General features: G+C 41.0%; 17 protein-coding genes and 1 pseudogene. 13 read left to right on the top strand and 5 right to left on the bottom strand.

The genetic code is table 11. The features are described from left to right. Positions 1–5: 5 nt before the first annotated feature. Positions 6–881, top strand: coding sequence for an N-carbamoylputrescine amidase (aguB, locus tag MK385_RS02595; RefSeq protein WP_268725202.1), 876 nt, complete (start codon positions 6–8; stop codon positions 879–881). Positions 882–1,025: 144 nt separating this feature from the next. Beyond that, complete coding sequence (locus tag MK385_RS02590) at positions 1,026–1,763, top strand: TraX family protein (RefSeq protein ID WP_268725201.1); 738 nt, start codon at positions 1,026–1,028, stop codon at positions 1,761–1,763. A 46-nt stretch (positions 1,764–1,809) separates the two neighbouring features. Here the strand turns inward: MK385_RS02590 and MK385_RS02585 are convergent, their stop codons facing one another. Then, on the bottom strand, positions 1,810–2,619 hold the full coding sequence (locus MK385_RS02585) for a Cof-type HAD-IIB family hydrolase (RefSeq protein WP_268725200.1): 810 nt from the start codon (positions 2,617–2,619) through the stop codon (positions 1,810–1,812). Positions 2,620–2,765: 146 nt separating this feature from the next. Between MK385_RS02585 and MK385_RS02580 the strand changes: the two genes are divergently transcribed. The 11 genes and pseudogenes from MK385_RS02580 to xerS all read left to right on the top strand — a co-directional run bounded on the left by MK385_RS02580 (position 2,766) and on the right by xerS (position 17,891). Then, positions 2,766–3,227, top strand: coding sequence for a MarR family winged helix-turn-helix transcriptional regulator (locus tag MK385_RS02580; RefSeq protein WP_125393763.1), 462 nt, complete (start codon positions 2,766–2,768; stop codon positions 3,225–3,227). After that, complete coding sequence (locus tag MK385_RS02575) at positions 3,220–3,639, top strand: EVE domain-containing protein (protein ID WP_268725199.1); 420 nt, start codon at positions 3,220–3,222, stop codon at positions 3,637–3,639. The genes MK385_RS02580 and MK385_RS02575 overlap by 8 nt, the downstream gene beginning before the upstream one ends. 106 nt (positions 3,640–3,745) lie before the next feature. Further along, positions 3,746–7,021, top strand: coding sequence for an ATP-dependent nuclease subunit B (gene rexB, locus MK385_RS02570; protein WP_268725198.1), 3,276 nt, complete (start codon positions 3,746–3,748; stop codon positions 7,019–7,021). Next, on the top strand, positions 7,018–10,671 hold the full coding sequence (gene addA, locus MK385_RS02565; protein WP_268725197.1) for a helicase-exonuclease AddAB subunit AddA: 3,654 nt from the start codon (positions 7,018–7,020) through the stop codon (positions 10,669–10,671). The genes rexB and addA overlap by 4 nt, the downstream gene beginning before the upstream one ends. Before the next feature lie 123 nt (positions 10,672–10,794). Continuing rightward, positions 10,795–11,973: a hypothetical protein gene (locus tag MK385_RS02560; RefSeq protein ID WP_268725196.1), complete on the top strand. Its 1,179-nt coding sequence runs from the start codon at positions 10,795–10,797 to the stop codon at positions 11,971–11,973. Positions 11,974–12,166: 193 nt separating this feature from the next. After that, positions 12,167–13,018, top strand: coding sequence for a ribosome biogenesis GTPase YlqF (gene ylqF / locus MK385_RS02555; protein WP_000201310.1), 852 nt, complete (start codon positions 12,167–12,169; stop codon positions 13,016–13,018). Continuing rightward, positions 13,005–13,784, top strand: coding sequence for a ribonuclease HII (locus tag MK385_RS02550; protein ID WP_129312944.1), 780 nt, complete (start codon positions 13,005–13,007; stop codon positions 13,782–13,784). The genes ylqF and MK385_RS02550 overlap by 14 nt, the downstream gene beginning before the upstream one ends. Positions 13,785–13,796: 12 nt before the next feature. After that, positions 13,797–15,347, top strand: coding sequence for a ClC family H(+)/Cl(-) exchange transporter (locus MK385_RS02545; protein ID WP_268725195.1), 1,551 nt, complete (start codon positions 13,797–13,799; stop codon positions 15,345–15,347). A 52-nt stretch (positions 15,348–15,399) separates the two neighbouring features. Beyond that, positions 15,400–16,139, top strand: a pseudogene (locus MK385_RS02540) (CPBP family intramembrane glutamic endopeptidase). Positions 16,140–16,204: 65 nt separating this feature from the next. Then, positions 16,205–16,642 carry a MepB family protein gene (locus tag MK385_RS02535; RefSeq protein ID WP_000697143.1) on the top strand — a complete coding sequence of 146 codons (438 nt, stop codon included), beginning with the start codon at positions 16,205–16,207 and terminating at the stop codon, positions 16,640–16,642. Between the two features lie 178 nt (positions 16,643–16,820). Further along, positions 16,821–17,891 (top strand): tyrosine recombinase XerS, encoded by a 1,071-nt coding sequence (gene xerS, locus MK385_RS02530; protein WP_268725194.1) that lies wholly within the window; start codon positions 16,821–16,823, stop codon positions 17,889–17,891. Between the two features lie 72 nt (positions 17,892–17,963). Here the strand turns inward: xerS and MK385_RS02525 are convergent, their stop codons facing one another. The 4 genes from MK385_RS02525 to MK385_RS02510 form a co-directional block, all read right to left on the bottom strand. Continuing rightward, positions 17,964–18,953, bottom strand: coding sequence for a lipoate--protein ligase (locus MK385_RS02525; protein ID WP_268725193.1), 990 nt, complete (start codon positions 18,951–18,953; stop codon positions 17,964–17,966). A 195-nt stretch (positions 18,954–19,148) separates the two neighbouring features. Beyond that, positions 19,149–20,852 (bottom strand): dihydrolipoyl dehydrogenase, encoded by a 1,704-nt coding sequence (lpdA, locus tag MK385_RS02520; RefSeq protein ID WP_268725192.1) that lies wholly within the window; start codon positions 20,850–20,852, stop codon positions 19,149–19,151. A gap of 44 nt (positions 20,853–20,896) precedes the next feature. Beyond that, the gene (locus MK385_RS02515) at positions 20,897–21,940 is read right to left on the bottom strand and encodes a dihydrolipoamide acetyltransferase (protein WP_125387845.1); all 1,044 of its coding nucleotides are present in this window, start codon (positions 21,938–21,940) and stop codon (positions 20,897–20,899) included. 108 nt (positions 21,941–22,048) lie between these two features. After that, positions 22,049–23,041, bottom strand: a complete 993-nt coding sequence (locus MK385_RS02510; protein ID WP_000448724.1) for an alpha-ketoacid dehydrogenase subunit beta — start codon at positions 23,039–23,041, stop codon at positions 22,049–22,051. Between the last annotated feature and the right edge of the window lie 14 nt (positions 23,042–23,055).

Raw genomic sequence — 23,055 nt, 5'->3', positions numbered from 1 at the left:
AAAAGATGAGAAATGTAAGAGTTGCAGCAATCCAGATGCAATGTGTCAAGGATGTGGCAACAAATATTCAAACAGCTGAACGTTTAGTTCGCCAAGCTGCAGACCAAGGCGCACAAATCATTCTCTTGCCGGAATTGTTTGAACGTCCCTATTTTTGTCAGGAACGCCAGTATGACTACTACCAGTATGCCCAGTCTGTGACAGAAAATACTGCTATTCGGCATTTCAAGGAGCTTGCTAAGGAGTTGCAAGTTGTTTTACCGATTAGTTTCTATGAAAAAGATGGCAATGTCTTGTATAACTCTATCGCTGTCATTGATGCAGATGGGGAAGTGCTGGGCGTTTATCGGAAAACCCACATACCAGATGACCATTATTATCAAGAAAAGTTTTATTTTACGCCTGGTAACACCGGCTTCAAGGTCTGGGATACTCGTTACGCTAAGATTGGGATCGGTATCTGTTGGGATCAATGGTTCCCCGAAACAGCGCGCTGTCTTGCATTGAATGGTGCTGAATTGCTCTTTTATCCCACAGCCATCGGTTCAGAGCCAATTCTGGATACAGACAGTTGTGGGCACTGGCAACGAACGATGCAAGGCCACGCAGCAGCAAATATTGTTCCAGTTATTGCAGCCAATCGCTATGGTTTGGAGGAAGTCACTCCAAGTGAGGAAAATGATGGACAGAGTTCCAGTCTTGACTTCTACGGTTCATCCTTTATGACAGATGAAACAGGAGCTATTCTAGAGCGAGCTGAAAGGCAAGGTGAGACTGTTCTGTTAGTCACTTATGACCTTGACAAGGGAGCAAGCGAACGCCTAAACTGGGGACTGTTTCGAGATAGAAGACCAGAAATGTACCAACGAATTACGGACTAGATGGTAAATTTCATAATAAACTTTTGATATTCACGCCTGTCTTACAAAAATGTAAGATAGGCTTTTTAAATGTAAGATGGGTGTACGATTATACGTGAAAATGTATGCTATACTCTATGTAGATTAAAAAGAAAGAGGTTTATTATGAAAAAATGGAATGCGACGCAGTTGAAGTACCTGATGGCGGCAGTAATGGTTCTAGACCATATCCCTCATATCACCGGAATCGTTTCTCCTCTGTGGGAAGGTATCTTTCACGCCTTGACCCGTTGTGTAGGAGTTTGGTTTGCCTATATGGCTATGGAAGGATTCATTCATACTCGGAATTTGAAAAACTACCTCATCCGCCTTTGGAGTTGGGCGATTATCATGTTTGCTGGAAATAGCCTACTAAATGCCCTATTTGCATCCAAAGGAGTAATGGTAAATAACAACATTTTCCTGACTCTGGCCATCGGTGTCACCATGCTTTGGATTGGTTTTCCCAGAAAAGAGTTGTATAAAAAGGAGAAGTTGTGGCGTCGGATTGGAGTTGCTGGGCTCTTGATTTTCGGTTGTCTTTTTACTGAGGGTGGTATTACTATGCTACCATTTCTCTTGATTAGTTACTCTTGTCGAAATCGCAAGGGATTGCGAAATCTCCTATATGCCTTTCTGTGGGCCTTCTTGTTAGTGACTTCCATCCAAATTTACGACACTTGGTATCAAACACTAGAAATGATGCTTTACAATTCTGACTGGCTCTTTATCACCGTATTTCCTTTTATGGCACTTTATAATGGACAGCGAGGAAAGGAAACCAGTTGGAGTAAATATTTCTTTTATATTTTCTACCCAGCTCATTTATGGATTATAACCTTGATTGCTTATTTGGTTAAGTAGTAAAAAAAGCAAATAGCAGTAATTTCTGTCTATTTGCTTTTCTTTTTTATAAAATATACTTCTCAATCGCACGCGCGACGCCGTCTTCTTCATTGCTGGCTGTAACGTCATTAGCAAGGGATTTGACATGGTCGCTGGCATTTCCCATAGCAATACCAAGGCCTGCAAACTGGAGCATTTCGATATCGTTATTAGCATCGCCCATGGCCATAATTTCTGAGGAATCAATCTTCAAAATCTGAGCTAGACGTGAAAGAGCAGTAGCCTTGGTCGTCCCAAGTGGCATCGCTTCATAAATGACAGGCTGCGAACGAACTCCACTGAATCGTTGGCAAAGTTCCTTGGCAAAACGCTGCTCAAAATCGTCTGTTTGTTCTTTGGTACCCAAAAACATACCTTGGAACATCCGATATTTGCCACTAGTGGCTTCCTCAAGGGAAATTTCAGTTAGGTCTGAAAAAACAAGTTTGGCATCATTTTGAACGATTTGATTAGGTTTACCACCGAGGACAAAATAATGTTCTTCATCAAAAAGAGTTAGCTGGACGTCGCTTTTTTCAGCTAGGTCATAAAGGTATTCAATGTCAGCTGGACTGAGTTCTTGCCAGTCAACTAGACTCCAGTCACTGGTCTGGTGGGTTGAGCAACCATTATTGACAATGACATACTCATTCTGGAGGTCAAGTCCTAGTTGTTTATAGTAGGGGAGGACACCGAAAAGCGGGCGACCTGTACAGAGAACCAGTTTGACACCTTTTTTAATGGCTTGGTGAATGGCAGTAATGTGGGCTTGAGGGATTTCCTTTGCTTCGTTAAGGAGGGTTCCGTCCATATCCAAGGCTAGTAGTTTAATCATAAGACTTCCTTTTCTAGGTGTTTTGCTTTTATTATAGCATATAGACTATAAAATGTCTGACAGAATTGTAACATTTGACTTTCCTTTTCTTGAAAAACAAAGTAAATTCTTATATAATATGTATGCTTAATATTTAAGGAGAAATAATGACAAAGTATCAATTTAATTCAATTTACAAAAATGATGAAACAGAGTCTACAGGTCTTCTGTTCATCAAAGTCTACAACAAGTGGGAAAGCAACTTAAAAAGAGTCTTGAAATCAGTTGGTCTCACTTTGCCTCAATTTATCGTTTTAACCTCGCTCTTGTTTTTGTCTAATAGAGAGGAATATGTAACGCAAGTTGATATCGCTCGGTTCACCGGAATGGATGTCATGACGGTTTCCCAAATTGTTAGACTACTGGAGAAGAAGGACTACATTAGACGTGATCAACATCCAAAGGATAGTCGGGCAAAACTGGTCTCAGTGACGAAGTCTGGCGCGGAGAAGGTCAATCAAGCTTTACCCTTAGTAGAAGGTGTTGATGAAGAATTTTTTGAAAAACTATCTAACGATAGAGAATGTTTTAATCGCATGTTAGTAGAGTTGGAGGATAAAAATGCCTAGATATTGGGTCGGAGTTGTTTCAAAGAACCATGTTTTAAGAGGAGTTGAGGGAAATTTTTGTCAGGTCTGTCATGGAAAGGGCGGCCCCTTAAATCGTATGAAAAAAGGTGACTATCTTTTATACTATAGTCCAAAATACGATATGAATGGTCAAGATAAGTTACAGGCTTTTGTGGCCGTAGGTAAAATTATAGATGACAAAGCCTATCAAGTAGAGCAATTTGAAGGATTCTTTCCCTTTAGACGAAATGTCGAGTATTATCTACCAGTCCAAGATTGTTCCATAGAAATAGCCAGACAACATCCTGAATGGAGAGACTATACTTCTCGACTTCGTTATGGACATTTTGAAGTTTCCAAAGACTTTTTCCTCCATATTTTTCAACATATGAAAGTGGATGATGAAGTATGATTGATTTGCTAGTTAAATGATTGTCAACTAGAATTTTGGATTTGGACTGTGAAGCGAACTTTGCTATAATAGAGTAAGAAACTTTGATAAACCAAACGAGGCTGAGATGAAATTACTTTATACTGATATTCGGACTTCTTTGACAGAAATCTTGACCAGAGAGGCGGAAGAGCTGGTTGCTGCAGGCAAGCGAGTTTTCTACATCGCACCCAACTCTCTTTCATTTGAAAAGGAACGTGCCGTGCTGGAATGTTTGTCCCAGCAGGCATCTTTTGCGGTTACCGTCACGCGATTTGCTCAAATGGCTCGTTACCTGGTTTTAAATGACTTGCCTACAAAGACCAGTCTTGATGATATCGGTCTTGGAATGGCATTTTATAAATGCCTTGCTGAACTCGATTCCAAAGAGTTACGAGTTTATGGTGCGATTAAACAGGACCCTCAATTTATCCAGCAGCTGATTGAACTTTATCATGAGATGACAACTGCTCAGATGAACTTTTTAGACTTAGAAAGTTTGAGTGATGAGGACAAGCGGGCAGATTTACTCTTGATTTTTGAGAAAGTAACAGCCTATCTCAATCAAGCTCAGTTGGCTCAGGGAAGTCAGTTGTCCCATTTGATTGAGGCTATTGAGAATGACAAGGTAGGTAGCGATTTCAGTCGGCTGGCTTTGGTTGTCGACGGTTTTACCCGTTTTTCCGCCGAGGAAGAGCATGTGGTGGATCTACTCCATCGTAAAGGTGTTGAGATTGTCATTGGTGCATATGCAAGTAAGAAGGCCTATACCAGCCCGTTCACTGAAGGCAATCTCTACCAAGCCAGTGTAGAATTTCTTCATCATTTAGGTGCTAAATACCAAACGCCTGCTCAGGATCGTTCTCAGACTCATGGGAGAATAGATAGTTTTGACAAGGCCTCTCGTTTGCTGGAGTCTTCTTATGACTTTTCAGAACTCACTTTAGATGTCGATGAGAAGGACCGTGAAAACCTGCAAATCTGGTCTTGTTTAACGCAAAAAGAAGAGTTGGAGTTGGTAGCCCGTAGCATCCGTCAGAAATTACATGATAATCCAGACTTGAGTTACAAGCATTTTCGCATTCTGTTAGGAGATATGGCTTCTTATCAGTTATCTCTCAAGACAATCTTTGACCAGTACCAGATTCCTTTCTATCTTGGTAGAAGCGAATCCATGGCTCATCATCCCTTGACCCAGTATGTCGAGTCTATTTTACGATTAAAACGCTACCGTTTCCGTCAGGAGGATTTGATTAATCTACTGAGAACTGGTTTGTATACTGACCTTAGTCAGGTTGATATTGATGCCTTTGAGCAATATCTCCGCTATCTTGGTATCAATGGCTTGCCAGCTTTTCAGAAGACCTTCACAAAATCCCACCATGGAAAGTTTGACTTGGAACGTTTGAACGCCATTCGTTTACGTGTTTTGGCACCACTTGAAACCTTATTTGCCATTCGGAAGCAAAAGGCTGAAAATCTCTTGCAAAAGTGGAGTACACTTCTAAAAAACGCTGTCTTAAGCAAGCAGATGCAAGGTTTAACAGCTACTATGGAAGCCCTAGAACAGGAAAGACAAACCGAAGTTTGGAAAGCTTTCTGTCATGTTTTAGAACAATTTGCGACCGTTTTTGATGGTTCACAAGTAAGTCTGGAGGACTTCTTAGCCTTACTCCATTCAGGGATGAGTTTATCTCAGTATCGCACTATTCCAGCGACAGTGGACACTGTTCTGGTGCAGAGTTACGATTTGATTGCACCACTGACTGCTGACTTTGTCTATGCCATCGGGCTGACTCAGGATCATTTACCAAAAATCGCTCAAAATACTAGCCTTTTGACAGACGAAGAAAGACAAAGCCTAAACCAAGCGACAGAAGAGGGGGCTCAATTGCTGATTGCAAGCAGTGAAAACCTCAAGAAAAATCGCTATACTATGCTTTCTTTAGTCAACGCTGCTCGTAAGCAGTTGGTGTTGTCAGCACCAAGTCTTCTCAATGAAAATGAGAGCAAGGAATCGACCTATCTTCAGGAACTGGTGAGTTTTGGATTTAGCCGGATAGAAAAGAGAATGAACCATAAAAATCTTAGCAAAGAAGATATGGGTTCTTATCACAGTCTCTTGTCTAGCTTAGTTGCCTATCATCAGCAGGCAGGTTCTAGTGAAAATGAAAAAGATTTGACCTTTGTCAAGATTCTAGCACGTGTGATGGGGAAAAAACTTGATCAAAAAGGCCTTACAAATCCAGCTATTCCAACCAGTCCAAGCAGCAAGCCTTTAGCTAGGGAAACCTTGCAGGCTCTTTATCCAGCTGAAAAAGAGTTTTACCTGTCTACCTCTGGTTTGACGGAGTTTTACCGCAATGAATATAGTTATTTCCTCCGTTATGTCCTTGGTTTGCAGGAAGAATTGCGCCTGCGTCCAGACGCTCGCAGTCACGGGAATTTCTTGCACCGTATTTTTGAACGTGCCTTGAAACTACCTGCAGAAAATCCGTTTGACCACCGTCTGGAACAAGCTATTAAGGAAACCAGTCAAGAACGGGAATTTGAAGCCATTTATCAAGAAAGTTTTGAAGCCCAGTTTACCAAGGAAGTTCTTCTTGATGTCGCTAGGACCACTGGCCACATCCTACGTCATAATCCAGCCATTGAGACCATTCAGGAAGAGGCAACATTTGGCGGCAGAGACCAACCCTTTATCCAGTTGGATAATGGTCGCAGTGTCCATGTGCGAGGCAAGGTTGACCGTATTGACCGCCTGAAAGCTGATGGGGCTCTAGGAGTGGTGGACTATAAGTCAAGTTTGACCCAGTTCCAGTTTCCGAATTTCTTTAATGGGCTTAATTCCCAACTGCCAACCTATCTTGCTGCCCTTAAGGGAGAAGGAGAGCAGAACTTTTTCGGCGCTATGTACTTGGAAATGGCTGAGCCTGTCCAATCCTTATTAGCAGTTAAAAATCTGGCAGGAGCAGTAGTAGAAGCCAGTAAGTCAATGAAATACCAAGGCCTCTTTTTAGAGAAAGAAAGTAGTCATTTAGGCGAATTTTACAATAAAAATAAGGCCAACCAGCTGACAGATGAGGAATTTCAGCTCCTACTGGACTATAATGCCCATCTTTACAAGAAGGCGGCTGAGAAGATTTTAGAAGGTCAGTTCGCCATCAATCCATACACAGAGAACGGAAGAAGTATTGCCCCATACGTCCAGCAACATCAGGCAATTACAGGATTTGAAGCCAATTACCATTTGGGTCAAGCTCGTTTCCTAGAAAAGTTAGACCTAGCGGATGGCAAACGACTGGTCGGAGAAAAACTCAAGCAAGCTTGGTTTGAAAAAATGAGAGAGGAGTTGAATCGATGAAGCCCATTTCCTTTTTAACTGAGGAAGAAATTCAAAAACTGCAAGAAGCAGAAGCGAGTTCGAGCAAGGAACAGAAGAAAACAGCCGAGCAAATCGAAGCCATTTATACCGCAGAGCAAAATATCCTAGTCTCAGCGTCTGCTGGTTCAGGGAAAACCTTTGTTATGGCAGAGCGCATTCTGGACCAATTAGCCCGTGGTGTAGAAATTAGTCAACTCTTTATCTCAACCTTTACCGTTAAGGCTGCGACTGAACTCAAGGAACGCTTGGAGAAAAAAATCAGCCAGCAAATCCAAGAAACTGATGATGTCGATCTTAAACAGCACTTGGGACGACAGTTAGCAGACCTCCCCAACGCTGCCATCGGAACCATGGACTCTTTCACACAAAAATTCCTTGGCAAGCATGGCTATCTGATTGATATCGCACCAAATTTCCGTATTCTACAAAATGAAAGTGAACAGTTAATCCTCAAAAACGAAGTTTTTCATCAGGTGTTTGAAGAGCATTACCAAGGTGAGAATAAAGAGAAATTTAGCCGTTTGGTGAAGAACTTTGCGGGGCGTGGCAAGGATGAAAGAGGTCTGCGCCAGCAAGTCTACAAAATTTATGATTTCCTTCAATCCACTAGTAATCCTCAAAAATGGTTGAGTAAATTTTTCCTCAAAGGATTTGGAGAAGCTGATTTCACCATTGAAAAAGAAAAACTAACTGAGCAAATCAAGCAGGCGCTTTGGGACTTGGAAAGTTTCTTCCGTTATCATCTGGATAACGATGCCAAGGAGTTTCCCAAAGCTGCCTATTTAGAAAATGTGCTGTTGGTTCTGGATGAAATTGGCTCCTTAAATCAAGAGTCCGATAGCCAGGCTTATCAAGCAGTGCTTGCGCGTATTGTCGCAATATCGAAAGAAAAGAATGGTCGAGCTCTAGCTAATTCTAGTCGTAAGGCCGATTTAAAACCACTGGCTGATGCCTACAACGAAGAAAGAAAGGCCCAGTTTGCTAAACTAGGACAATTAGCAGACCAGATAACAATTCTCGACTATCAAGAACATTATCATGAAGACACCTGGGATCTAGCTAAAACCTTCCAAACATTTATGAGTGATTTTGTGGAGGCTTATCGTGAACGTAAATGCCAGGAAAACGCCTTTGAATTTGCTGATATCAGTCATTATACCATCGAGATTCTAGAAAATTTCCCACAAGTTCGTGAGGCATATCAGGAGCGATTCCATGAAGTTATGGTCGATGAGTATCAGGATACCAACCACATTCAAGAACGGATGCTGGAATTGCTGTCGAATGGTCACAATCGCTTTATGGTTGGAGATATCAAGCAGTCCATCTACCGTTTCCGTCAGGCAGATCCGCAGATTTTCAATGAAAAATTTCAACGCTATGCACAAAATCCTAAAGAAGGCAAGCTCATTCTCCTCAAGGAAAATTTCCGTAGCAGTTCAGAAGTGCTGTCAGCAACCAATGATGTTTTTGGACGCCTTATGGACCAAGAGGTCGGCGAAATCAACTATGATAGCATGCACCAGCTTGTTTTTGCCAATAGCAAACTAACTCCCAATCCAGACAATAAGGCAGAATTTCTCCTCTACGATAAGGGCGATAGCGGGCAAGAGGAGGAAGAGAGCCAAACAGAAACTAAACTCACAGGAGAAATGCGCCTAGTCATCAAGGAAATCTTGAAACTTCGTCAGGAAAAAGGTGTTGCTTTTAAAGAAATCGCACTTTTGACCTCCAGCCGCAGTCGAAATGATCAGATTCTCCTCGCCCTGTCTGAGTACGGGATTCCAGTTAAAACCGACGGCGAGCAAAACAATTATCTCCAATCCCTAGAAGTACAAGTCATGCTGGATACGCTTCGTGTCATCCACAATCCCCTGCAAGACTATGCTTTAGTTGCTCTGATGAAGTCTCCTATGTTTAGCTTTGACGAGGACGAGTTGGCACGCTTGTCCCTTCAGAAAGTAGAAGATAAGATCCAAGAAAATCTCTATGAGAAATTGCTCAATGCTCAAAAACAAGAAGCTAGCCAAAAAAACTTGATTCACACAGAACTAGCTGAAAAACTAAATCAGTTCATGGATATCTTGGATTCTTGGCGCTTGTATGCTAAAACCCACTCCCTCTATGACTTGATTTGGAAGATTTATAATGACCGTTTTTATTATGACTATGTTGGAGCCTTGCCTAACGGTCCTGCTAGACAAGCCAATCTCTATGCTTTAGCTTTGAGGTCAGACCAGTTTGAAAAGAGTAATTTCAAGGGCTTATCACGTTTTATCCGTATGATTGACCAAGTTTTAGAGGCTCAGCATGACCTCGCAAGCGTAGCCGTCGCACCGCCTAAAGATGCCGTGGAACTTATGACTATTCACAAGAGCAAAGGTCTGGAGTTTCCTTATGTCTTTATCCTCAACATGGATCAGGACTTCAACAAGCAAGACTCGATGTCAGAAGTTATTCTCAGTCGTCAAAATGGGCTTGGTGTCAAATACATTGCCAAGGTGGAAACAGGAGCAGTGGAAGCACACTATCCTAAAACCATCAAACTCTCCATTCCTAGCCTAACTTATACGCAGAATGAAGAAGAATTGCAACTGGCTAGCTATTCAGAGCAGATGCGTCTCCTTTATGTTGCCATGACAAGGGCTGAGAAAAAACTTTATCTCGTTGGTAAGGGGTCTCGTGAAAAGCTTGAGGGCAAGGAATATTCAGTAGCAGCAAGTGGGAAACTGAATAGCAATACCAGATTACAAGCCAAAAATTTTCAAGATTGGATCTGGGCTATCAGTAAAGTATTTTCCAAGGACAATCTCAACTTTAGTTATCGTTTTGTTGGTGATGACCAGTTGACTAGAGAAGCTATCGGTCAGTTGGAAAACAAGAGTCCTCTACAAGATAGTTCTCAAGCAGACAATCGTCAGTCTGAAACGATTAAAGAAGCCCTTGAAATGCTAAAAGAGGTGGAAGTTTATAATACTCTTCACCGCGCAGCCATTGAACTACCAAGTGTTCAAACCCCAAGCCAAATCAAGAAATTCTACGAACCCGTTATGGATATGGAAGGTGTCGAGATTGCAGGTCAAAGCCAGTCAGTAGACAAGCAAATCAGCTTTGATTTGCCAGATTTTTCAACCAAAGAAAAGGTAACTGGAGCTGAGATTGGTAGTTCTACCCACGAACTCATGCAGAGAATTGACCTCAGTCAGCAACCAACGCTTGCTAGCCTGAAAGATACTCTGCAACAAGTTCAAACTAGTCCAGCTGTTAGAGATAAGATCAATCTTTCTAAAATCCTAGCCTTCTTTGATACGTCACTCGGTCAAGAAATTCTCGCCAATACAAATCATCTCTATCGCGAGCAACCTTTCTCCATGCTCAAACGCGACCAAAAGAGTCAGGAAGACTTTGTTGTTCGTGGAATCTTGGATGGCTATCTTCTTTATAAGGATCGTATCGTTCTTTTCGACTACAAAACAGACCGTTACGATGAACCAAGTCAACTCATAGACCGCTATCGTGGTCAGTTAGCCTTATACGGAGAGGCTTTATCACGAGCGTATTTAATTGAAAACATAGAAAAATACTTGATCTTACTTGGCAAAGATGAGGTTCAAGTTGTAAAAGTATAATTTATACTCTTCGAAAATCAAATTCAAACCACGTCAGCTTCACCTTGCCGTACTCAAGTACAGCCTGCGGCTAGCTTCCTAGTTTACTCTTTGATTTTCATTGAGTATTAGAAAGGAGACCTCATGCCACTTCCAGTTAGAAAATCCCTGCATGACGCAGTTTTACAGGCTTCAAAAGCCGATACTTGGGATCAAGCTACCAAGGAATGGAATGAAGTTTCCTTGATTTTTAATGGCATTGGTCGTAGTAATTGCGTCTGTGGGAATGCCATTAAATACGCCTACGAACTCTTTAACGGAGTCACAGGTCAGCGTCTCTTTCCTATCGGAAGTGACTGTGTTCGCCATTTTCATCGTATTAGCCTCGACCAGCAACTAGAAGAGGAAGAAAAACTTCTCAGAAAGCTCGAAAATCTGACTAGAAAGGTCAAGAAAAAGGAAAAAATTAAGGTCAATAAAAGCGATTTTGACGAACGACTTCTAAATTGGTTTTGGGAAAAGGGTGTTTTCAAAGCCAATCGTGGCAATCAATTTGCACCTGAGAAAGATTACCAGCTTTTCCTAGAAGTCTTCCAAGGTGGAAGTTGGACCAAGGCAGAGCCAAAAAAAAAGGCTCGCCTAGAAAAAGTCCTTGAAAGGTGTATCAAACCTTTTCTACTTGGGAAGTCTGATGATCAACTCTACCTTGTCAAACTTGGTAAGGAAAAAATAGATTACGAGCAGCATTTACGGATTCAAGCAGAGAAAGAACGTAAGAAAAGAGATAAAATCGCCAAGCAATACGCTGACAATCTCATCCTAGCCATGGGGCCCGCTGAACGCGCCTATCAAGATTACTTTGGCTTTACAGAAACTCTCACACCAGAAGAACGAAAATGGGAGAAAATCCTCTTTGGTAAGAATAGAGAAGAACGAGCTCTCAAGGCAAAGCAAAATCAAAAAGAGCTTGAAAAAGAGCAACGAATTTTAAAACAGGATTCGGCAGAACGAAAGCAAAAACAAATTTTGCTAGTGAATTCTTATTTTCGTAATTTACCAGATGAAAAAGCCAGGTTCTCTCGACTCTTGCTGGAGTATCGAAAATGTGGTGAAGTACCCTTTTCAGAAGATTACTTATCTGAGCATCTCGTCGACTTTTTCTACAAGATGAGAGCCTTTGAGTTTGAGATTGCTCCGGATCAAGTTGCTGAATTTTTAAAAGAATGTTTAAGGGCTGATTATTTATCCCCAGCGCAAATTTTCTGGAGTGAAACTATTGTCACAAATTGTGTCTGCCCTTTTCTCTCAAGGATAGTCTTATAAGCAAAACACCTATCATCATTATAACTTGATAGGTGTTTTTCTCGTACTTTGATATAACAAACATTATTTATGCAAACATTTTTACTATATATACTCATTTTTGTAGACAAAAGCCTGTGCAAAAGTTCCTAATTTATGATAGAATAGGTAGTAAGAAAGAAAACGTTTTTTTTAGTCGGAAGGGGGAAATATTATGGCTACTATTCAATGGTTTCCGGGCCACATGTCTAAGGCTCGGCGGCAAGTTCAGGAGAATTTAAAGTTTGTTGATTTTGTGACGATTTTGGTGGATGCTCGGCTACCTTTATCTAGTCAAAATCCTATGTTAACCAAGATTGTGGGGGATAAACCAAAGCTTTTGATTTTGAATAAGGCAGATCTTGCTGACCCCGCAATGACCAAAGAATGGCGTCAGTATTTTGAATCACAGGGAATCCAAACTCTGGCTATCAACTCCAAAGAGCAAGTAACTGTAAAAGTTGTGACGGATGCAGCTAAAAAACTCATGGCTGATAAAATTGCACGCCAGAAAGAACGCGGTATCAAGATCGAAACCTTGCGGACCATGATTATCGGAATTCCAAATGCCGGTAAGTCAACTCTCATGAACCGTTTGGCTGGGAAAAAGATTGCAGTTGTCGGCAATAAACCAGGTGTTACTAAGGGGCAACAGTGGCTCAAAACCAATAAAGACCTTGAAATATTAGACACGCCAGGGATTCTCTGGCCTAAATTTGAAGACGAAACCGTTGCTTTGAAACTAGCCTTGACTGGAGCCATTAAAGACCAGTTGCTTCCTATGGATGAAGTGACCATTTTTGGTCTCAATTATTTCAAAAAACATTATCCAGAAAAGCTAGCTGAACGCTTCAAACAAATGAAGATAGAAGAAGAAGCACCTGTTATCATCATGGATATGACCCGTGCCCTTGGTTTCCGAGACGACTACGACCGCTTTTACAGCCTCTTCGTCAAGGAAGTCCGTGATGGGAAACTCGGTAACTACACCTTAGATACATTGGACGACATCGATGACGACGATTAAAGAAATTAAAGAACTTCTTGCTACTGTCAAAGACTTAGACAATCCCCTTTTTCTTGAACTGGAAAAGGATAGTCGTTCTGGAGTTCAAAAGGAAATCAACAAGCGTAAAAAAGCCATTCAGGCTGAAATGGATGAAGACCTTCGCCTGGAATCCATGCTTTCCTACGAAAAAGAGCTTTACAAGCAAGGATTGACCCTGATTGCAGGTGTTGATGAGGTTGGACGTGGTCCTCTGGCTGGTCCTGTAGTCGCTGCAGCTGTTATTTTACCTAAAAATTGTAAGATTAAAGGCCTCAACGATAGCAAGAAGATTCCTAAAAAGAAACATCTGGAGATTTATCAAGCCGTTCAAGACCAAGCCTTAGCAATCGGCATTGGAATCATGGATAATCAAGTCATTGACCAAGTCAATATCTATGAAGCAACCAAACTAGCCATGAAAGAAGCAATTTCCCAGGTCAGTCCGCAACCTGAGCACCTATTGATAGATGCCATGAAACTGGAGTTACCAATTTCACAAACCTCCATTATCAAAGGAGATGCCAACTCCCTCTCCATCGCAGCTGCATCTATAGTGGCCAAGGTGACACGGGATGAATTGATGAAGGAATATGACAACCAATATCCTGGCTATGATTTCACGGCTAATGCAGGCTATGGAACAGCTAAACACCTAGAAGGACTGGAAAAATTAGGTGTCACCCCAATTCACCGAACCAGTTTTGAACCAGTCAAAACACTGGTTTCAACTAAGAAAGACAAGTAAGAGGAAATGATTATGGAGGAACAGTCAGAAACACTCAGTTCCAAGAAAGAATTTGCCTTTGCCTCAAGCACCATATTATCCCAAGTTGGACGAGGAATCATTGTTGGTCTCGTCGTCGGGCTAATCGTCGGATCCTTTCGTTTCTTAATCGAAAAGGGTTTTCATCTGATACAAGGACTCTATCAAGAACCAGCGCACCTAGTGCGCAATCTTTTTATCATTGGCCTATTTTATGTATTCGTTTGCTGGCTTAGTGCGAAACTAACTTGGTCGGAAAAAGATATCAAAGGTTCAGGAATTCCTCAAGTCGAAGCCGAACTAAAGGGATTGATGACTCTCAACTGGTGGAGTGTCCTCTGGAAGAAATATGTATTAGGTATTCTTGCTATTGCCAGTGGCCTTATGCTAGGGCGAGAAGGACCAAGTATTCAACTTGGAGCTGTTGGTGGTAAAGGTATTGCGAAGTGGCTCAAATCTAGCCCAGTAGAGGAACGTTCCCTGATTGCCAGTGGAGCTGCTGCAGGATTAGCAGCTGCCTTTAATGCACCAATTGCAGGTCTCCTCTTTGTTGTAGAAGAAGTCTATCACCATTTTTCCCGCTTTTTCTGGGTCTCAACTCTAGCAGCTAGCATCGTAGCAAACTTTGTTTCTCTGCTCATATTTGGCCTAACACCCGTACTGGATATGCCAGACAACATTCCTCTCATGACCCTAGACCAGTATTGGATTTACCTCCTTATGGGAGTTTTTCTCGGGTTTTCTGGTTTTCTCTATGAGAAAGCTGTACTCAATGTTGGTCGAATTTATGACTGGATTGGTCAAAAAATCCATTTGGATAAAGCTTATTATCCAATCCTAGCCTTTATCCTTATCATACCAGTCGGCATCTTCTTACCACAAATCCTTGGTGGTGGAAATCAGGTCGTTCTTTCCTTGACTGAGCAAAATTTTAGTTTTCAAGTTCTATTAGCTTACTTTTTGATTCGCTTTGTTTGGAGCATGATTAGCTATGGAAGTGGTCTCCCAGGAGGAATTTTCCTACCCATTTTGGCGCTCGGTTCCTTACTTGGTGGCCTAGTTGGTGTCATTTTTGTTAACCTTGGGCTTGTCAGTCAGGAGCAATTCCCTATATTTGTCATTCTGGGAATGAGTGGCTACTTTGGGGCAATTTCCAAGGCTCCCTTAACTGCCATGATCCTCGTAACTGAGATGGTTGGAGATATTCGCAACCTCATGCCACTGGGCTTAGTGACCTTAGTCGCCTACATCGTCATGGATCTGCTCAAGGGAGCACCAGTCTATGAGGCCATGCTTGAAAAAATGCTACCAGAAGAAGCAACAGACGAAGGAGAAGTCACCCTCATAGAAATCCCTGTGTCTGACAAAATCGCTGGAAAACAGGTTCACGAACTCAACTTGCCACATAACGTACTCATCACCACCCAAGTCCATAATGGCAAGAGCCAAACAGTTAACGGCTCAACTAGAATGTATCTGGGTGATATGATTCACCTAGTGATCCCAAAAAGTGAAATTGGAAAAGTCAAAGATTTGTTGTTGTAAGTTTTTGTTTGCATAATTTATTTTACGTAAAATATTGTCGAAAGGATTCTCTATGAAAAGAAATAAGGCAATTGCGGTATATTTGCTAGGCACATTTAGCCAATTGTATCAGTTTGTCTCCTTTTCTTTCTCTTGAATCATTTTTCTGTTCAGTCCAATCTATTATCTATTTTAGGAATCTTTCTAGGTGGCATTTCTTCAGCTCTTTGGGGAATAATTGTTGCAAATCACTATTTTCATATTCATTTTAAGAAGATTGTAAACGATTTTTTTAACATTCATACCAGTTATAAACACTATTTATTATCTTTTTTCCTTATTGTCCTTGATTTTTCTTTTCTAATGTTTGGTGAGAAAATGATAGAATTTAGCTGGTATCTCCCATTTTTGATGTTCTTCAAATTTATTGTCTTTGGCGGTATAGAAGAGATTGGATGGCGATATGTTTTTCAACCAATTTTACAAGAAAAGTTGCCATATTTTTACTCAACAATCTTAACCTTTTTCAGCTGGGCGCTTTGGCATCTGTTGTTCTTTTACATAGATGGTTCCCTAGCAACACTGCAAATTCTACCGTTTTTATTTGGATTGCTGACGAATTCTTTCATACTCTCAGCTCTTTATAACAAAACAAAGAATCTCTGGATTTGCGTTATGACACATTCGATCATTAACGTCTTGTCTCAGCTAACCATAGACACTGAACGATCCGAAACCTACCTGCTTAAAACCTTCATCATCTTGGTATCCTGCTATATGGTAATACATAAAAAAGATGTGCATAGTCGGTAGCTGATTTTGTTGGAAACAGTATTATTCTTTGGAAAAGTTATTTGCTAAGGAGGACATACATCATAATGAAAATACTCGATGTTTTATATAATTTTTATGGTGATTTTGATTTCATTGAAGAAAAATACAATGAAAAATACGAAGGTATTCTTATCAATATAAAGGAAGAGCAAGGGTATAAAAGATGCCGCTTGGCAAAAAGAACACCAAAAAAAGAAGGATATTTTACAGTTTTTTGGAAAAAAGACCAAAACAACAAGAACATTCCTTATACCAATGAGGACTTAGGAAATGAACTTATAATCGTTATCATTGATAATGATAAGAGGGGACTATTCATTATTCCAAACGAGGTGGCTATTCGTAAAAACATTCTGTCGACAAAAGATAGCAATGGAAAAATGTCTATGCGATTTTATCCTCCTTGGTGCTCAAATTTAAATACAACAGCTCGAGCAACACAAAAATGGCAATTGCAATATTTTAGAGAAATTAAAATATAAACATATTGCCGGATTACATACACACAAAAGACCTGTTTCTTATGATTGTGGAACCAGGTCTTTGTTTTTTCTAGAATCCATCAAACACTTATAACGTCTTTCCGAAAAACTATAATTTTCTTGAAAAATATATGAGTCTATGCTATACTACTAGTAGACTTAATTATGGAGAAAATACATGAAACGTGAGATTTTACTGGAACGAATCGACAAACTAAAACAAATCATGCCATGGTATGTTCTGGAATACTACCAATCCAAGCTTGCTGTTCCCTACAGTTTTACAACCTTGTACGAATATCTCAAGGAATACGATCGATTTTTCAGCTGGCTTTTGGAGTCTGGTATTTCAAATGTTGATAAAATGTCTGACATTCCTTTATCAGTCTTGGAAAATATGTCTAAGAAAGATATGGAATCCTTTATCCTGTATCTACGTGAACGACCTTTGCTGAATGCCAATACAACCAAGCAAGGTGTCTCTCAGACAACCATCAATCGCACCTTGTCAGCACTTTCCAGTCTTTATAAGCATCTAACCGAGGAAGTCGAAAATGATCAGGGTGAACCTTATTTCTATCGTAATGTAATGAAGAAAGTTTCAACCAAGAAAAAGAAAGAAACACTTGCTGCTAGAGCTGAAAACATCAAGCAAAAACTCTTTCTAGGTGATGAAACAGAAGGTTTTCTAACCTATATCGACCAGGAGTACCCACAACAGCTCTCAAATCGTGCCCTCTCGTCATTCAATAAAAATAAAGAACGTGATTTAGCCATTATTGCCCTTCTCTTGGCGTCTGGTGTCCGCTTATCTGAAGCTGTTAATTTGGATCTAAGAGACCTTAATCTCAAAATGATGGTTATTGATGTCACACGTAAGGGGGGGAAACGTGACTCGGTTAATGTCGCTGCCTTTGCCAAGCCTTATATAGAGAATTATCTCGCCATTCGAAATCAACGCTATAAGACAGAAAAGACGGATACAGCTCTCTTTTTGACACTCTATCGAGGTGTTCCTAATCGTATTGATGCTTCTAGTGTTGAAAAGATGGTTGCTAAGTACTCTGAGGACTTCAAAGTCCGTGTAACTCCCCACAAACTACGCCATACCCTGGCGACTAGGCTCTATGATGCTACTAAATCGCAAGTTTTGGTCAGCCACCAGCTAGGGCATGCTAGTACACAAGTCACTGACCTCTATACCCATATTGTCAATGATGAACAAAAGAATGCTTTGGATAGCTTATAAAATACATAAAATTATTTATGTAGAATATCACTCATAAAAAGAAGCTGCTAAAACAAGCAACTTCTTTTTGATTTATTCTACTACTGCTTCAGCGATTTCTTCACGGCTGATACCAGCAAAGTAGCGTGTAATATCAATAGTTTCTAAGGCCTTAAGAACATCTTCGCGTTCGTATTTCACTCCACGGAGGACATCTTCTACTGCAGCAACATCTTCGATACCAAAGAAGTCACCATAGATCTTGATATCTTGGATTTTTGATTCAATGACGTTGGCAAAAACTTCAACCTTACCACTAGTGAATTTTGTTCCACGACGGACGTTAAATTCAGGTGATTTACCGTAGTTCCAGTCCCAAGTACCGAACTTGGTCTCCTTGATGCGGTTGATTTCCGCCAATTCTTCCTCAGAAAAAACGTATTCTGTCATTTCTGGGTACTCTTTTTTCATGTATTCCAATAGCAAATCTCGGAATTCTTCAACTGTAATTTTTTCTGGTAATTCATTGACAATATTGGTTACACGGGCACGAACGGATTTCACACCTTTTGATTCAAATTTGTCTTTTGAAACCTTGAGGGCGTTAGCAAGGACTGATAAATCAACGTTAAAGAGCAAGCAACCGTGGTGCATAATACGCCCATTGATATAGGCTTGAGCATTTCCACAGAATTTTTTGCCATCAATCTCAAGGTCATTCCGGCCTGTGAACTCAGCTTTAACGCCTAGTTGAGCCAAGGTATTGATAACTGGAGTTGAGAAGCTCTTGAAGTCAAAGGCCTTGTTTTCATCTTCTTTTGAAATGATGGTGTAGTTGAGGTTGTTTAAATCGTGATAAACAGCCCCACCACCACTGATACGGCGGACTACCTCAATACCATTTTCGCGAACATAATCACGGTTGATTTCTTCGATAGTGTTCTGGTGACGTCCAACAATGATAGAAGGTTTGTTAATCCAAAGAAGGAAGATTTGATCCTCATACAAAAGGTGTTTAAAGGCGTATTCTTCCAAGGCGATATTAAAAGCAGTGTCGTTTGAATGATTGATAATATATTTCATAGTATTTCCAAAAATTTAGTTTTTAAATTCTGTTCATAGCAATCAAATTTTCTAAAGTGGTAAAAAGAAATGTAACGTGTTATCGTTACATTTCTCGGAAAAATTGAGACAAGAGACTCAATTTTTAGGCATGGAACTCTAATAGAGGTCGCTGCCGTCCGTACTACTTTAAGAAAATTTAGTTGAAAAACTTATTTATTTTTTCTTAGGTGAATGGATAGCCATTCCTAGAACATCCGCAAATGCTTCGTACATCACTTCAGAGTAAGTTGGGTGTCCATGGATAGTCTTCAACATTTCCTCAACAGTGATTTCCATTTCGATAATGCTTGATGCCTCGTTAATCAGTTCTGCGGCTGCAGGACCAATGATGTGCACACCAAGGATTTCCCCGTATTTCTTATCAGCGATAACTTTTACGAAACCTTGAGCAGCATCCGATGCAATGGCACGACCGTTGGCAGCAAAGTTGAATTTACCGATGGCTACATCGTATTTCTCACGAGCTTGTTCTTCAGTCAAACCTACTGCAGCTACTTCAGGAAGAGTATAGATGGCTGCAGGAGTCAAGTTCAATTTGGCAACAGCATGGTTTCCTTTGAGGGCATTTTCAGCGGCAACTTCACCCATGCGGAAGGCCGCGTGCGCCAACATCTTAGTACCGTTAATGTCACCTGGTGCGTAAATACCTGGAACAGAAGTTTCCATATATTCGTTAACCTTGATGCGACCACGATCCAACTCAAACTCAACATCGCCAATTCCTTCGAGGTCTGGCACACGACCGATTGAAAGAAGGGCTTTGCTTGCAATGATATCGTCTTTACCTTCAACCTTGATACGAAGTTGACCATTTTCTTCGATGATTTCTTGCAATTTTGTACCTGTCAAGATAGTCATGCCTTTGCGTTCCAAAATTAAGCGAAGATTCTTAGACACTTCCGCATCCATAGCTGGAACAATACGGTCCATCATTTCGATAACAGTTACTTTTGAACCAAATGTCATGAAGGCTTGGCCGAGTTCGATACCGACAACGCCACCACCGATGATTACGAGGCTTTCTGGAACTTCGTTCATTTCAAGAATATCATCGCTAGTCATCACAAGTGGAGATTCCATACCAGGGACGTTAATCTTGCTGACTTTTGAACCACCAGCAAGGATGATTTTCTTGGTTTCAAGCAATTCCGAACCATTTACCAAGACATTCTTGTCTTTAGTGATGGTACCAATTCCTTTATGAACAGTAACTCCGTAGCTACGAAGAAGACCCGCAACTCCGCCAACTAAAGTATTGACAACCTTAGACTTGGTTTCAAGGAGTTTATCCATATCTACAGTGAAGTTTGGATTTTCGATGACGATACCACGGTTTGCTGCATGACCGATGTTTTCGATGATTTCAGCGTTGTGAAGGTAGGTCTTGGTTGGGATACAGCCACGGTTCAAGCAGGTTCCACCGAGTTCTGATTTCTCAACAAGGGCAACCTTACCGCCAAGTTGGGCAGCTTTAATGGCTGCTACATATCCAGCAGGACCTCCACCAATCACAACGATATCAAAGGCATCATCGCTCTTACCATCGTCGTTTGAAACACTAGCTGCAGGTGCAGGTTTTGATTCTGGCGCAGCTGCTCCAGCTGTTGGGATGTTTTCCCCTTCTTCTCCAAGGTAACCGATAACTTCAGTTACTGGAACAGTTTCACCATCTCCTTTAAGGATGGCAATCAAGTATCCATCTTCTTCGGCTTCCAGTTCCATGCTGACTTTGTCAGTCATGATTTCCAAAAGGATTTCTCCTTCTTTTACAAATTCACCGACTTTCTTATTCCATTGGACAATTTGTCCTTCTGTCATATCTACGCCGGCTTTTGGCATAATTACTTCTAAGGCCATGTCTTACTTCCTTTATCTAAAACTCTAAAATAACAATAGCTAACTTAAACCAACATTGAGATTGGGTTCTCAATTAAGGCTTTCAAGTCTTTCATAAACTTAGCACCAGCCATACCATCTACAACACGGTGGTCAATAGTTAAACCAAGGCTCATGATAGGACGAATAACAATCTCACCATTGACAACAACAGGTTTCTCTACTGTTGAGCTAACTCCGAGGATTGCTGAGTTGGGTTGGTTAATAATCGGACCAAAGGACTGAACACCAAACATTCCCAAGTTACTAATTGTGAAGGTTGAATTTTGCAGTTCGCTTGGAGCCAATTTACCATCCAAGGTACGACCAATCACATCCTTAAAGGCTACAACTAACTCTGACAAGCTCATCTTTTCAGCATTGTAAACAACTGGTGTCATTAGACCGTTATCCATACCAACCGCCATCGCAAGGTTGACATAGTTATGAGTGATAATGGTCTTGCCATCTTCTGTCAATGAAGCGTTGATGTATGGGTGTTTCATTAATGTTTTCACAACAGCGAGTGAAAGAAGGTCTGTAACCGTAATTTTCTTACCAGTTGCTTCCATGATTGGTTCAAGAACCTTCTTACGAAGAGCTAGCATTTCAGACATATCGACATCGTAGTTGAGTGTGAAGGTTGGCGCAGTTAGGTAAGATTCAACCATACGTTGCGCGATAACCTTACGCATTGGTGTCATTGGAATACGCTCAATCTCACCATAAGGAGTGATATTGTCTGGAACTTCTTCCACTTTTTCGATTTGAGCAGGAGACTTGATGGTGTCGTTTTCGATATTTTCAGGAAGCAAGGCCAAAACGTCCTTCTTCATGATCTTACCACGATGACCCGTTCCTTGGATTTCCTGCCAAGCAATGTTATGTTCGAGGGCAATTCGTTTTGCAAGTGGCGAAATGCGAACCACATTTGTGTCTTTATAAGTTTCCACGTCTTCTTTGTGGACACGACCGTTTGCACCTGAGCCAGAAACGTCGTAGAGGTTGATCCCTAGATCATCCGCTAACTTTCTAGCCGCAGGAGTCGCTCTTAGCTTGTCATCAGCCATGACCTCTCCAATTCTATACTAAGATATTAAGGACGAAAAGAGTTCTGCACCTAAAAGATACAAAGTTTCTCGTCTTTTTTATTTTATTTACATAACTTATATTATGTATTATTCTTTGTTATATGTCTTACGGATGGCATCTTTGATGCTTTCAACTGTTGGAATCATAGCATTTTCTAGGTTTTGTGCGTAAGGCATTGGCACATCTTCTCCTGCACAACGGCGGATTGGTGCATCTAGATAATCAAATGCTTCTGATTCTGAAATAATTGCTGAAATCTCTCCGATATAGCCACTTGTTTTGTGGGCGTCATTGACCAGAACAACCTTACCAGTCTTCTTCACTGAGTTGATGATGATATCCTTATCAAGTGGAACAAGGGTACGTGGGTCCACAATTTCAACTGAAATTCCTTCTTCTGCCAATTCTTCAGCAGCTTGAACCACACGACGAAGCATTTTTCCGTAAGTAACAACTGTTACATCTGTACCTTGGCGTTTGATTTCCCCAACCCCAAGTGGGATTGTATAGTCTGGATCAACTGGAACTTCCCCTTTTTGGTTAAATTCGGACTTGTATTCAAGAATGATAACAGGGTTGTTATCACGGATAGAAGACTTGAGAAGTCCTTTCATGTCAGCAGGTGTACCTGGAGCTACAACCTTAAGACCTGGGATGTGTGTAAACCAAGACTCTAGAGACTGAGAATGCTGAGCGGCAGAACCAACTCCGTTACCAGCTGCGCATCGAACTGTCATTGGAACCTGACCTTTACCACCGAACATATAGCGTGTTTTAGCAGCTTGGTTGACGATATTATCCATGGCAATAACAGAGAAATCCATAAAGGTCATATCAACGATTGGGCGAAGTCCTGTCATGGCTGCTCCTGCTGCTGCTCCCGAGATGGCAGCTTCAGAAATCGGACAGTCACGAACACGTTCTGGACCAAATTCTTCGAGCATTCCAACAGAAGTTCCGAAGTCTCCTCCGAAGACACCGACGTCTTCTCCCATCAAGAACACATTTTCATCGCGACGCATTTCCTCAGACATAGCAAGGATAATGGTGTCACGGAACGACATTGTTTTTGTTTCCATTTTTATCTCTTTCT

Source organism: Streptococcus oralis, from assembly GCF_026782125.1.
GTDB classification, from domain to species: Bacteria; Bacillota; Bacilli; order Lactobacillales; family Streptococcaceae; genus Streptococcus; species Streptococcus oralis_CE.
The sequence above is the reverse complement of the archived record's forward strand: the minus strand, read 5'-3'. Positions and strand labels throughout refer to the sequence as shown.